Source organism: Thalassotalea marina, from assembly GCF_014656435.1.
GTDB lineage: Bacteria > Pseudomonadota > Gammaproteobacteria > Enterobacterales > Alteromonadaceae > Thalassotalea_C > Thalassotalea_C marina.
In genome coordinates this window covers 130731-145633 of sequence record NZ_BNCK01000005.1, presented here as the reverse complement: position 1 = coordinate 145633, position 14903 = coordinate 130731, and the positions used below count along the sequence as shown (strand labels likewise).

General features: G+C 38.4%; 7 protein-coding genes. All 7 read left to right on the top strand.

The window, feature by feature from the left end; genetic code table 11:
* Window positions 1–28 precede the first annotated feature (28 nt).
* The 7 genes from IE199_RS12220 (at window position 29) to IE199_RS12190 (ending at window position 14899) form a co-directional block, all read left to right on the top strand.
* The gene (locus IE199_RS12220) at window positions 29–1537 is read left to right on the top strand and encodes a sigma-54 interaction domain-containing protein (RefSeq protein ID WP_189770864.1); all 1509 of its coding nucleotides are present in this window, start codon (window positions 29–31) and stop codon (window positions 1535–1537) included.
* 154 nt (window positions 1538–1691) lie between these two features.
* Window positions 1692–5183 carry an STY4851/ECs_5259 family protein gene (locus tag IE199_RS12215; protein ID WP_189770858.1) on the top strand — a complete coding sequence of 1164 codons (3492 nt, stop codon included), beginning with the start codon at window positions 1692–1694 and terminating at the stop codon, window positions 5181–5183.
* Window positions 5184–5187: 4 nt separating this feature from the next.
* Entirely contained in the window at window positions 5188–11466 is a 6279-nt protein-coding gene (locus tag IE199_RS12210; protein ID WP_189770857.1) for a DEAD/DEAH box helicase, read from the top strand.
* A 187-nt stretch (window positions 11467–11653) separates the two neighbouring features.
* A complete protein-coding gene (locus IE199_RS12205) occupies window positions 11654–11989 on the top strand; it encodes a DUF4258 domain-containing protein (RefSeq protein ID WP_189770848.1) in 336 nt (111 codons plus the stop codon).
* Between the two features lie 47 nt (window positions 11990–12036).
* Complete coding sequence (locus IE199_RS12200) at window positions 12037–12729, top strand: vWA domain-containing protein (protein ID WP_189770847.1); 693 nt, start codon at window positions 12037–12039, stop codon at window positions 12727–12729.
* Window positions 12723–13412, top strand: coding sequence for a PP2C family serine/threonine-protein phosphatase (locus IE199_RS12195; protein ID WP_189770845.1), 690 nt, complete (start codon window positions 12723–12725; stop codon window positions 13410–13412). The genes IE199_RS12200 and IE199_RS12195 overlap by 7 nt, the downstream gene beginning before the upstream one ends.
* A gap of 26 nt (window positions 13413–13438) precedes the next feature.
* Window positions 13439–14899 carry a serine/threonine protein kinase gene (locus IE199_RS12190; RefSeq protein ID WP_189770843.1) on the top strand — a complete coding sequence of 487 codons (1461 nt, stop codon included), beginning with the start codon at window positions 13439–13441 and terminating at the stop codon, window positions 14897–14899.
* Window positions 14900–14903: the final 4 nt, after the last annotated feature.

Below are 14903 nucleotides of genomic sequence, written 5' to 3'. Positions count from 1 at the left end.
CAAATGAATAAAAATAAGCAATTGGACAGTGCATACACTTTTTACGTGGCTTGGTAATCGCGATATTGAAAACATGGAACAGGAGCAGAACGCTGCTATTGTTTCACTTGCGACAAAATCTGAAGTTCCATTTGATAAAATAGTTATTCTTTCCAACAAAGATGAAGCTAAGTGGGATTCGTTTGAGCGCTTCCTGAAAAAGCGGATGGCGATGATTAGCCGTCCTTCTAATGATATCAAAATCCACTTAGCGCAAATCCAAAGTCCGATTGACTACCAGTCTATTTCAATCGAAACAGAAAAATGGATCACAAAGTTATCTGAAGAGTCAGACAGGCTCTCAATTAACCTAACTTCTGGCACACCTGCCATGACAACGCTTTCAGTGCTTCATGGAAAGGGAAAGTCCAATACACGCTTTGTGCAATCGTCCCCGAATAACGTTATTGAAGAAGTCGAAATACCACTGGATTTCGGTAAAGAATACGTTAGGTCTGCCTCGAAGAACATTGCACATACGGCGACCTCATTACCACAGGTACAAAAGGCGTTTTCAGATTTAACTGCCAAGTCAAAAACAATGACTGATGTGGTTGAAAAGGCAAAGAGAATAGCCGCTTCTGAAGTTCCTGCCCTTATTTTAGGTGAAACAGGTACTGGTAAAGAGCTAATGGCAAATGCTATCCATAAAGGTAGCCTGAGAGGCGACAAGCCTATAAGAGTCGTAAACTGTGGTGCGCTTGCTGAAAATCTAGTTGATTCAACACTGTTTGGACATAAAAAAGGGGCGTTTACTGGCGCAGATAAAGATTATGCAGGTCTATTTGAGCAAGCTAACGGTGGAACCTTATTTTTAGATGAAGTTGGAGAATTAAAGCCTGATATACAAGTTAAGCTTCTAAGAGCATTACAGCAAGGTGAAATTACCAGACTTGGTGATATAAAAACCATTAATGTCGATGTGCGCGTTATTGCTGCTACTCACCAAGATTTGACCTCTTTGATTGAACAAGGAGATTTTCGTGAAGATCTTTTTTATCGATTAGCGGTGGGCATTATCAATATGCCACCACTTAGAGATCGACTTGAAGATATTCCAGTCATAGTTGAACAGCTGACAGACCAAATTAATGAGTCGGGGTCCAAACATCCAGACTATGTAAGTAAAAAAGTTTCCGAAAATGGAATTAAATTTATTTTATCTCAGTCTTGGTTAGGTAACATTCGTGAATTATGGAGCACATTGAACAGAGCTTTTCTCTGGACAGATGCAAAATTGGTAGGTGAAAAGGAACTGTCAGACGCGATCATAAATAGAAGACTTGATGAGCAAAATAATGATGTTAGGCTGTCTTTTAACGATAAAGTGGATATAGTTCAACTAACTGAAAATTATCAAAAAAAGTATGTTGAAGCAGCATTGAAAGCAAGCGGTAATGTTAAGAAACACGCTACCCAAATGTTGGGCTTAAAAGACCATCAAACGCTAACAAATTGGATGAAGCGATTGGGGATTCAAAATGAAAAAGAGCAATAATTTAGAATTTGGCATTGTGCTTGCCATATAGGAAGCGACACAAGGAATAATAAGGAATGAAGCAATCAATGAATTTTGAGCACATCCAAACCAAATGGCCTGAGTTACATCTGCTTGCTGCATTTGATAAATGCATAAAAGGAGGTGTGTGTTTATGAATATTTCTAGTTCAACCCAACCGTTAACTGGTATTTGCGATTTGCAACAATGGGAAAGAGAATTCCTAGATGTTTCACCACGCCAAAGCCTTTTAGGTAAACCAATTTGGGCCTATAAAGTAACGGATGAAGAGCTTACTTCTCTTCGATTAAAACTAAAGAATATGCTGGGGGGGAAGTCACCTAGCGTCGTTTTTAACGCTTCAATTATATTTGATAAATTGTTTGTTCTGTATTCAGCAACATGGCTACAAAGAAATTACGGTGGTGGAAGAGATAAGTGGCAACCACTTTTCGATAGTTTAGGTATTAGGGATTACCGCCCTTATTATCAGTCATCCGTTCGAGGAGCTGTGGAAAGAGGTTTAGATTCCTGGAAACAGACTATTTTTGATACCACTAGAGATGAGTATTTCGCTACTTTATTTTGTCAAGGGGGGTTTCCAAGAGCAATATTAACAGGAGAAAATGAAACTCATTTAAGACAATATCTTATCAACTTAATTGAAGAATATAGCCGTTTTCACCTTAGTAAATCATCGTATGAACTAGCGGCCGAATCCCTGCATAACTTACCGAAAAGCTTACAGCAAGATTCCTTGGCTAAACTAGCTGCATCCTTATTAGACGATCTTATTTTGTTAAGGGATGAACACCACCTTTATGCTGTAAAAGATCCTGTGTTGGAATTGGATGCTAAAAAACCTAAATGGAAGAACGATTTAAAGTTTCTCTTGGATGATGATGAAGCAACGGAGTTAATGCGAGTATTACTTAGAAGAGCTTCTAGCATTGTAAAAAGAGAAAAGCATCCTATTAGAGTTACACGCTTTTTACGTGAGGGACAAGAAGGGTGGCATATAGAAGCGCTGATACATTTAAATGCAACCATAAATCCTGATGATCTTAATGAGCAACTGGAAAATACAGAGCTACCTAAGTTTTTTGACATGTACTCCATAAGCTCGACACTCGAAAGAAAATTATCAGCTTCCTTTAATTTAAAAACGGATGGAGCAGAACGTTGGCAAGTATCTCGAAAAACTGTCAATTACTTTGGAGAACCAGCACAAAATGAACTAAGTTTTGAGTTATGGAGTGAAGATAAAAAGCTAACGTCAAATATCTACTACCGAGGTGAGGCATTATCAAATGAAATGCCTTGGATTTTCGCTTCAGCTTCTAAAGGCTTGATGTTCGTTGGGCAGGGTTCAGTAAAAAGTCATAATGAAAAAGTATACATAGTTTCTACAGCAGAGCCTGTGGCTTCAAATGCATTATCGACAGTCGAGCATGTTGGTACTATTGCAGGTTCTGAACGATCGATTTATGAAGTATATGGAAGTGCGAAAGTATCAACTATTCATGGTTCATTTAAAGTTATTACTGATTGCGTTAGTACTAATGTAGTTTTGTGTCAGGTAAAAGGTTCTTTAGAACCATTAGCTGTCGATGACAAAGTTTATAAAGGACTTCCAACACTTTTATCCAACCTAGACGGTAATATTGCTGAGATTCCAGTAGAAGAGTTATTTTGGAAAAGCAAAGAGCAAGATAAAGTTAGCGCATGGCAGGCTGATAATGTATTTGGTCGAGGTAATGTTATCTGGAGTAAAGATGGTGACATACTTTGGCAGTCAAACTTGAATGTTATTCCGGAAAAATCTAGTTTTACTCATCACCTAAATGCCACAGGTAGACTTGAAGTCAATGTCATTAATTTTAAAAATGATGGTGTTGCTTTATGCCAATCTCAGGAACGTTGGCTAAGGAGTGTTGAGCCAGCTATTTTAGGACAAAGACTCGATATTCAGTTGCCTAATGGTATTGCCGCTTCTGTCAGTGCTGACTTACGCTGGCCCAATTCGGGGTCATTATCTTTTGAAATTCCCACAGGCCAAAATGGCCTCTGCCTTATTTCACATACGGGACGCCCTGTTACAAAGTATCAACGAACATGTATTGATGATTTATACCGATGCTCATTAAAAGTTGTTTGTGACAATGAAAGTGCGATTTGGGGGTTTAAGATTAATGCTGTATTGATTAAGGAAAACAGAGGAGAACAGCGTGATGAAATCAAAGTTTCTTTAAATGAGCATTTACGTTTTGGAAATGTTGAAATATCTCCTGTAATGCTTATCGATTGTCAGGTACTAATTAAACTAGCTAATACCTTGTATGCACAGTCTGATGATACATGGGACTTTATTAGTTTTCGTGTGGAAAATAAGGCTTTGGGGTACAGTAGTAACTTAGCAAAAATATTCCCTGATAGACATTTGGCTATTCCTGTTTCTAATGAAAGAAGGAGCAAGGAAAAGTTCTTCATCAGCAATATCCATGCTCATAAACACCCAGATTCTATCAATTTAAAGCTTCGCCCAATGTGGAAACTCAATGAAAGTGAAGTTGTTATGGATGTTGAATATGACGAACAGAACAGAAAGTCTTTTGTCGTTCCTAAGGATTTACAGACTGGTCCTTGGCTTGTTTTTGCAGATCCTGAACATAAAGTTCAACCTACTGTAGTGACGGTTTTTGGTGAAAATGTTGATTTCGATGAAACATTATCTTGTGCGATTAAAAGTAATGATTTGAAATGGTTTCACGATGTTTTAAGACTAATGGAACAAGACCCGACTCACAAAGCTTGGAATGAATTAGAAATATTTATTGATGCTTTGAGCTTGGTTAGAGCTAATACATTTAATGTATTTATTCATATGGTTAATTACCCCAAGCTTTTTGCATTGTTACTGTTTAGAAAGTCAGAGCAAGAATGGTTTGAAGATGTTTGGAAACTACAAAATCAGCTTCCTTTTAGTTGGTTTTGTTTAGATTTAGAGCATTGGTACTCAGCTATGGATAGTCTTATAGCTAGGATAGAACGTGACGTTTCTTCTTTAGGGCTCGATGTTGTTTTGTCGCAACAACTAATGATGATGCAGATAGAAGACTTTTTGGAAAAGCTATCCTCTAAAGGTGAAGGCTTTGCAACGATCGCTGATATTCTGAGATACAAGAAAACTGGTAAAACATGTGACTGGATTAAAAATCACAATGATGATTGGAAATTAAACCAATTTGATTCCTTTCATATGGCAAAAAAAGAATTGTTCGAACGCCAAAATGGCAAGTTTATTTGTAGAATTCAATCTGCTAGAAAAGATGAAGAATTCAGGCACGAACTAAAACCAAATTTGATGAGAGCCGTATTGCCTCAAAAGCTATTTTGCTTGTTGATAAGTCAAACTCTTCCAGAGCATGTATATAAAAATCAATTTTTCATGTTGGAATTACCAGTACTGACCGCTTACTGGGCCGCAGGGCATTTAGATTCAGAAGATGACTTTCCTGTGAGTTATAAACCGTTTGGTCGTTTCTTACAAGTCGCAATTTCCAGGTTACTATCTGAGGATAGAGAGTGGGTTCATAAAGCGTATAGCTTGGCTCTTCAAGCTAGTTTTTTAATTTCCAAGGATTAGGTCAATGACTAAGAATATTCCGTTTACTGAGTTATACGAAGATATTTGTGAGCGAAGCTCTCAAGCAATATTGAGCAAAATGAGGTTACGAAACTCATCTCTGCGTAACTATATTCACCAAGAGTTATCAGCAAGATTTGGAGAAGGGAATAGTCTTTTGGCAGATCCTATTTTTGAGGCAATGTTTGGTTGGAATCCATCAAAGTCATCGCTGTTAGACTTAGTTGAAAAGAAAAAATTATCCACTTCTTTTTTTAATAACTTAACAACCCCACCATTGCCAAAACCAGCTGAAAAAGAGGATTACAAAGAGGAGCATGCTTCTCGGTATTGTAATGATATTAAGGAAGACTATTCATGGCCAGAAGCTAGACCACCATATCAACATCAATTAGAAGCTTGGGATTATTTAATGGATGATGATGTTAAGTCGGTAGTTGTGACAAGTGGTACCGGTTCTGGTAAAACGGAGTGTTTCCTTGTGCCACTATTAAACGATTTAGCAAAACAAGCTGAAGAGTCTGAAGATGATTTAGTTGGGGTACAGGCACTTTTTCTATACCCATTAAATGCACTAATAAATTCTCAACGAGAGCGTTTAAGTTCTTGGACAAGAGGATTTGAAGGTAAAATTAAATATAGTTTATACAATGGCGATACTGATACTAAGCCTCCTAAAAAAGACATATTAAGGAAAGAGCAAGCAGATACGCCTGAGAGGGTTAGATATAGAGAGATTATTAGAAATACTCCCCCACCAATACTGTTAACCAACGCAACAATGCTTGAATACATGCTGGTTAGACAGGAAGACCAACCAATAATTCAGCAATCTGAAGGTAAGCTCAAATGGATAGTATTAGATGAAGCACATACTTATGTAGGGTCGCAAGCAGCAGAGATTTCCTTATTGTTAACGCGTGTGATGCACGCGTTTAAAGTAAACCCTAGAGATGTTCGTTTCGTGGCAACATCAGCCACAATTGGTGATAAAAATAATCAAAAAGAAACAAATAAGCAGTTAAAGGCTTACTTAGCGAAGCTAGCTGGTATTGAGACAACACAAATTCATGTAGTTAATGGCGATAGGTTAATCCCTGCTATAAAAGATAATGATTCTACCGCGAAGCTAGATATTGAATATGCATCTTCATTAGATAGCGGAGAGTTATTTAGTTACTTATCTAGCTCACCAGTAGCTAAAAGTTTAAGAATAAAGTTAACGAAAAGGCCCATGAATTTAGTTGATATAGCTAAAGTCCTTTGGCCGATGGAAAATAAGTTAACCACTAATCATAAGAGAAAAGCGCTGTTACTGATTGATTTAATGGCGAAAGCATATTCGAGGCAGTATGGTGATCCCCAGGCATTTTTACCTGTTAGAGCACATTTTTTCCATCGAGCACAAAAGGGGATTTGGAGCTGTATTGATAACCAGTGTCCTGAGAAAAAAGGCACTTTGCTAGAAAGTGGTTGGGAATTTGGCAAAGTTTACCTTGAAGAGATGCGGCATTGTGATTGTGGTGCACCAGTATTTGAGTTGGCTCATTGCTCTGGATGTGGAACAAGTTCTCTAAATGCTGAAGAATTAGTTGTATCTGGAGGTAAGAGACAATTAAGTGTAAGAATTGGTGAGTTACTTGATGATTATGCTGATGAAGTCGAGATGCAACTAGATGATTCAGAGCAAGAAGAGCCAGAAAGTGAAGTTCTAATGACTAAGCATGCTCAAATCTTTTCTGCGTTAAAATCAGAAAAGGGAATTAGGTATTTAAACTTCAAAACAATGGCACTTTCATCTGCTTATGAAGATGGTAGCCACGCGATTAGCATTATTACAAACGATGATCATGATGGTTTACGTTGTGCTTGTTGTGAGAAAGTTGAAAAACAAACAGGTACGAACTTTAAGCGAGCAATACTTGGCGCACCATTTTTGATGGGGACTGTTGTACCTACTATGTTAGAACACGCCCCAGGAAAAAGTGATGATGTAAAAGATCTTCGTGGTAAACGAATGATAACTTTTACTGATAGCCGACAAGGTACGGCTCGTTTTTCAGCAAAAATGCAACTTGACTCAGAGAGAAACTTTGTCCGTAGTTATGTTTATCACCGTTTGGCAAATTTGAGTGAACAAAATGAGTTGGATGAATCGACACAGGGGATCATAGATGCTCTGAAGTCTATGGGGAAAACAGACGAAGAGATCATGAATGCTGTCCCTAAGTACCGTGATTCAATATCAAATACCTCATCAGTTTCGTGGTTTGATTTAGTAGAGCAGTTATCAAGTACTGATGAAGTTCAGTTACTTTCTGGTGCGATAGAAGCTGAACTAACAGATGATAAAAAAGGTCAGTTACAAACAGGCGAATATGCAGATAAAGAATCACTGCTTTCAGATCCAAAAAATTTAGCAAGACTATTCTTATATCGAGAGTTTGCTCGTAGACCAAAGACGCAAAATAGTTTGGAAACAATGGGGCTTGTAGCATTAACATATCCTGCTATTGATGCTATCAACGAAGAGCCTCAGTCATGGCGAAGTATAGGGTTGAATAACCTAGATGATTGGAAAGACTTCCTAAAAATATGTGTAGATTTTTGGATTCGTGAGAATACCTTTGTTGATATACCCAAGTATTATTTGAACTGGATGGGGGCACGAATCATGCCTCGAAGTCTAATTAGCTCTGATGACTCACCAAAAGATGAAATAGAAAAGAAAGCACTACGTAATTGGCCTATAGCTAAGCCAATAGGAAGTCTGCATCGATTGGTTCGAATGTTGGCAAAAGCGACAGGATTAAACCCAAAAGAAAACTGTATAGTATTCAATGATGTGCTGGAGGATGCCTGGAAAAAACTTCTAGAAACACATATATTAATTAAAGATTATAAAGATAGAGGTTATCGCTTAAATTTTGAAAAGGTAGCCGCTCCTCAATTAATGACTAAAGGTTGGTTGTGTCCCTACACTAGCCGAATTTTAGATACTACATTAAAAGGTATCTCTCCTTATTTGCCAAATGAAGATGAACGATTTGAGTACTGTACAAAGATAGATGATTTAACTTCAGAAGAGTTTATTGAAAAAGGTAGGGAGCAAGGTTACTGGAGTGATTTGAATGACCGTATTCTTGAGGGGGTTAGCTTAATACGTGCGGCAGAGCACTCTGCCCAACAACAAAGTTCGCGTTTAGCTGGATTAGAAAATGCCTTTAAATCTGGAAATATACAAATTTTAAGTTGTTCAACAACGATGGAGATGGGGGTTGATATAGGCTCCCTTTCAATGGTTGTTATGAATAATGTTCCTCCTGGTCCCGCGAACTATTTACAAAGAGCTGGTCGTGCTGGTCGTAGGCAAGAGTCAACTGCTATGGCATTAACGTTTTGTAAATCTACCCCACACGGTGAACGTGTATTCTCCTACCCAAAATGGCCATTTGAAACACCAATCAATGTACCTATTGTCTCACTAAATAGTAAACCTCTAGTATTAAGGCATATCAATTCACTAGTACTTTCAACTTTTTTAATGTCCATTTATCAAAGAGATGAGAGTATTTTGAAAATGCATGCAGGTACATTTTTTCTTGAGCCTGAAGCTGGTGGAAAATCAGTCATTCAACAATTCCAAGATTGGTGCTCAACAGATGCGCTCACTGATAAAAGGTTACTTGGAGGTATATCTCAACTGCGATTTGAAACCGTATTTTCCCTTTATGAATGTAAACGATTAGTTTCAATGGTTCAGGAAGAAATGCTCGAATCTTGTGATAAGTGGATGAAAGAATATGAATCCTTAAGTTTTCAATTGAGCCGTTGTGATAGCACGGGTGCTGGTGAGGCAGCTCTAAGGAAACTATCAGGTCAATTAAAACGTTTAAAAGAAAATTACTTGTTAGCTGAACTATCGGGAAGTGGTTTTTTACCTGGGTATGGTTTCCCTACAGGCGTTGTTGCGCTTGTAACGAACAGTAAAGATAGTAAAGAAAATCGGAATTCAGTTGGTAGTAAACAAAATAAATTCCAGCGAAGAGGCTATCCAAGTCGAAGTTTGGATGTAGCTTTAAGGGAATATGCACCAGGTGCGGAAATTGTATTGGACAGCGTTGTCTATCAATCACAAGGCTTGCAATTAAATTGGAAAATGCCGTTTAGTGAAAATGAAATTACTGAACAGCAGCTATTCCGAGTTTCTTGGGAGTGTAATGAGTGCCACACTACAAGTACTTCTTTAACTAAGCCTGAATATTGTACAAATCCTGAGTGTTGTTCAAGTGATATTACATGGCAGGAATATATTGTTCCGTCAGGGTTTACTGTCGATTATAGTACGCCATTACATAATGATTATACGCAGCCCAAATATTTGCCATTCAAAGAGCCCAAAATATCCTTAGAAGACGCTACTTGGCAACATCTACCTAACCCTGAGCTTGGTCGATATCGGACAAATGATAATGGAAAGCTGTTTCATTATAATGCGGGTAATGGTGCAGGTTATGCGCTTTGCTTGTGTTGCGGTAGAGCTGAAGCTTTGGATAACAACGGGGGTGTTTCTAAATTAACTAAACAGCATAAAAGGTTGCAGGGTACTAGTGTAGATAACAGTATTTACTGCCAAGGCTCTGACAACTCTTGGGCCATCAAACAAAGTAAATTTGGTATCGATAATAAAGTGACGCATCCATTTATGTTGGGGCATGATGTTCAAACTAGTATTTTCGAAATACAAATTAATGACCCAAGTACAGGTAATGCTATATTTGACTCTAAATTAATGTATACCCTTGGAGTCGCGATAAGAACAATACTTGCTCAACATGCTGGCATTACAACTAATGAGTTAGGGGTTGCTGTTCGTGATGTAACTCAAAGTGGTGGTTTAAAAGCTACAAGCTTATTTCTATATGATATGGCTTCACAAGGAGCTGGTTTTTCAACATCAATATTAAATAACTTTACCGAAGTAATAGAAGAAGCGAAGACTTACCTAGAGACATGCACCAACAAAGGGTGTGAAGGAGCGTGTCACGCATGCCTTTTGGATTATGATACACAACATGAAATTGATAACTTAGATCGAGTTTATGCTAATGATTTCTTGGTAACTTCTCAATTTACTGAAAAGTTAAGGTTGCCTAATGAACTGAGGTTGTTTGGTAATGACACCTTAGCAGAAATGGACAGAATGTCCTTATTAATATCGAAAGTTATAGATACAGATGTTACAGGTGTACGAATATATCTTGGTGGAGACATACAGGACTGGGATTGGCCTGAGTGGAAGTATAGGAATTGGATTAATCAACTTGCAGTATCTAATTTAGATGTCTCTATTTATATCGAAAGAAAATACCTTGAAAACTTTCAGCCAGATATCGCTTGGAGCATTCAAAAAGATCTTGTTCCGGGTATTAAGTGGTATGCGAGTGAGTATGATGTTCTACCTATCGAAAGTGGACATATGTTATTTGATGTCATTAAAGGTGAAAGCGTTCAATCCTGGGGAACGCTAGATAAAAATGCTTGTTTCCCAAATGAAACTTGGGGTGAGCCGTTAGATACACTTATTGTTAAATCAACCCTTTCAAGTAGCAATGAACTAGTTGCTGAACTGGTCAACCTTGACAATATATCAAGCCAGTCATCTTTAACCTCTGCAACCGTTATAGATAACGTAGGCGCAAGATTAAATTGCAATGTCCAATCTTTTGGCAGCAACCTATTAGCATTTATATCAGAGCATGACGATAGTCTTTTAGGAAAATTATTATGTGGTATAGAGAGTGCTTATTATTATGATAAGTTCTTAGTCTCTCCCTTAAGCTCATTCTTAATAATTAACTTTGTTGCTGCAATCAAAGAAAAAACAAATGAATTTGATTTGGAGCTTTACTCTGCATACCCGAAAAGAGATCGTGATAATAGAACACCTGTGTGTGTTGCTGATAATTGGCAAAATCATTCTGATCAGCCTTACTTTTATACACAGGTTAGTAAAAACTTTGGAATAACGGTATATCCCGAAGTTTCAGAGCCAAAGGATCTCCCACATGGTCGATTTTTACTCTTAAAACTGAAAGATGGAAGTGAAGTCAAGATCATATTTGATCAAGGGATGGGCTATTGGGCTACACGTTACCCATACCGGTTTAACACTTTTGATTTTACTAAAGATGAATTTGGTCAAGCTGATGCAGTCAGAAAATGGTCGTTTAAGTTAGAAGCTGCAAATCATGATTCATATATTGCAATTAAGTATGAGTAATATCTGATATGTATTTTTTAACTTCCCTTTGATACGTATTGTACAGATAAATACCAAAATGTAATAAATGTTACTTTTTTTAGTTTTCGATGTTGGTGTTTTCTTTTAACTAATTGTAATTATAGGTTTTTTTATTTTGGTCTGGTTCTCGCATTACAAGATTATCTAATCATGTGAGGAAAACGTTATGGCCTTTATTGTTAAAGAGCAAGATCGATTATTTGTTATACCAGACCTAACAAATAGCCAACACGCGCAAATAAGAGAAGGACAAAGAGGGATATCTAAAAAGCAGGTGATGCTGGCTTATCAATATGGTCGTGTTATTCACGCAAGACGTGCAACCTACTATGTGATTGGGAATAAAGAAATTGAAAAATATGGCTCAATTAAACCTGAGCTAAAAGCTATGAATGGAATCCAGCTTGTTATGTCCTCGAATGGAACAGTATTGACAGCCTTCCGAAATAAAGATCTAAGAAAGATCCGTCCATTCAAGCATAGCCACAAACATTTACATTAATTGAAGTTTGATTGCCATACAGTTAATCAAAATTAAAAGGATAGAAAATGAGTTTAAAGAAATTCGCAGTAGCAAAAGCTAGAGCACTCCCTGTTATTATTCTAGCGGATACCAGTGGCAGTATGTCGGTAGACGGTAAGATCGCAGCCCTAAATGAAGCCGTTCAAAACATGGTTTCGACCTTTAGACAAGAGTCAGCTCGACAAGCTGAAATTCAAGTGGGCTTAATCACCTTTGGCGGTGATAAGGCTGAAATGCATCTACCACTTGCTAAAGCATCTGAAATAGAAGCTATGCAGCCACTTGATGCGATTGGTCGCACACCGATGGGTCATGCGTTCGAATTAGCGACTGAGGTGCTTGAAGATAAAGAACTGATCACATCCCGCGATTATCGTCCTGTACTAATTTTACTTTCTGACGGTATTCCAACCGACAGTTGGCAAGCAGGTTTAGAACGTTTAACCACGAGTGAACGCGGTCAAAAAGCCAGTCGCTTTGCAATGGCGATAGGGGCTGAAGCGAATATCGATGTACTTGAAGCATTTAACAATGACTTAGAAGCGCCAGTATTTAAAGCCAATGAAGCCAGAGATATTCACCGTTTCTTTAGAGCGGTAACCATGAGCGTAACAGCACGCTCTCAGAGTAGAACCCCTAACGAACTCGTACCGATTAACTTTGATGAGTTAGGCAACGATGACGACGATTTAGGCTTAGATCTAGAAGGCCAATGGTAAGTATTCGCTATCTAAGTGTTTCTGTCATTGGGCCTGGTCATTTACTCAATGGTCAGCCCAATCAAGATTCAGCGCTTGTAAAAAGGGTGCCAAGTGGTTGGCTCGCTGTTGTTTGTGATGGTATGGGGTCTAAGCCTCATTCGGATGTGGGGTCAAAACAAGCATGTCGAGCTGCATTTGATGTGATTAGGGCAGTTGATTTCAGCATTGAAAGTAAAGCACTTATCAAGCGGGTTTATCAAAAGTGGTTGAACTCGCTTGGCGATATTAAAGCTAGCGATGCAGTGACAACGTGTTTGATTGCCTGGGTTTCTGATAGCGGAAAGCTAAGAACTTTTCAGTTAGGTGACGGTTTAATTTTAACTTCGCAACAGATAACTGAGCATTCGGATACAAATGATTTTGGCAACATCACTACAGGCTTAGGTAAATCTAAACAGTTTTCTGACTGGCAGGTAACGCAGCAGCAATTGAGTTTAGGCGATGTGATTGCGCTAATGACCGATGGCATTAGTGAAGACTTAAACCAAGGCATGGAGCTGGATTTTGCAAATTCGATTGTTCAAAGCACTAAGGGCAAGAGTATTAGACAAGCTAAGACTTGGTTAAAAAACGAATTTAGGAACTGGGGTACACCGAATCACACAGATGATAAAACCCTCGCACTATTGGTTTTGAGCTGACTGTGCAAAATAAAGGTTATAAAAAAATGACAAGTGAACAAACAAAAAAGCGCATTGTAACCGACACTTTTGGTCAAGAGTTTGAGTTAGTCAAAAAGATAGGTCAAGGTGGTCAGGGAGTTGTTTGTACAACTCAGGTTGATAACGTGCTGGTTAAAATGAGCACGCAGCGAGATAAAGATAAAAAGAGAAATTGGCTTGAGCATGTTCATTGGTTAATGAGACAACCTTTAGAGCAATTAAACATTGCTAAACCATTCTCGCGCATAGCTATGAAAGGGAATAACTTTGGTTATGCAATGGAGCTGATGGACGGATTAATTCCTCTAGAATCGTTAATGAATGAAACTGAAGAGTTAATTGCTGCGGAGGGTTCACCAGAGCATTACTTATCAACGGGTGGCTTAAAACGTCGAATGACTATTCTGGCAAAGCTCGCCAGAACACTGTCAGATCTTCATGCAAGAGGTTTAGCGTACGGTGACTTATCTCCGGCTAATATTTTTGTTTCAGAAAACCCAGATTACTCAGAAGTGTGGTTGATTGACTGTGACAACATTTGTGTTAATCAACGTGAAAGTTTCGATTCATTAGTAGATGAAGGCAAGCCAGGTCGTATTTTTAGTCCTGGTTTTGGTGCACCAGAAGTTGTTAATGGCGATAGCTTTGTTTCCTCGTTAACGGATGCATGGAGCTTTGCAATCGTCGCGATGAAGCTATTAACAACTAATCATCCATTTATCGGTGAAGGTGTTGAAAATGGTACACTTGAAGACGAAGAGCGAGCGTTTAAGGGGGAGTTACCTTGGATATACCACCCAACTGATCATGCAAATGCGCTAGATGAAGATTACCCCAAAGGCATTCCATTAGAGCTGGTAGCGCTTAAGCCTCTTTCAAATTTATTTGAGCAATGCTTTAACGCGGGTAAAAACGATCCGCTAGCCAGACCGAGTTTAAGTGAATGGGCGGAAGTCTTTGAACAGCTTGCGCATATGCTAGTGAAGTGCCAAAACAACGAATGTAATGCTTCTTTTAACTTCTTGGTGAGTGACGGCCATTTAGAGTGTCCTTTCTGTGGCACTTCAATGAACAATAGCCAAGTCTTGTATATTCGTAATAACCTCCAAGATTTATCCATTTTAGAGCTACCTAACACAACCATTTACGATACATACGTTGATACTGGATATAACCAAACGCTTAATATTGGCGAAACCATCGTAATTAAAAACTCTTGCCCTGGTTCTATGTACTGGTCTGAATCACAAGAGCTACTGTCGATACACTTTTCCAAAGAGGGTTTAGAGATCACTCCAATAGGTGCTAAATCTTTTGAGATGGGGATGGGTAAAAACAAACTTCAAACGTTCAACTCGAAAACACCAATACCGGCTTCGACAAGAGCTAATCAATGGCTACTCATTAAGCCAATCGTCGAGACCCCTGAACCGCAAATAGCTAACTTGTTTAGGTTGAGGTGGTAGGCTG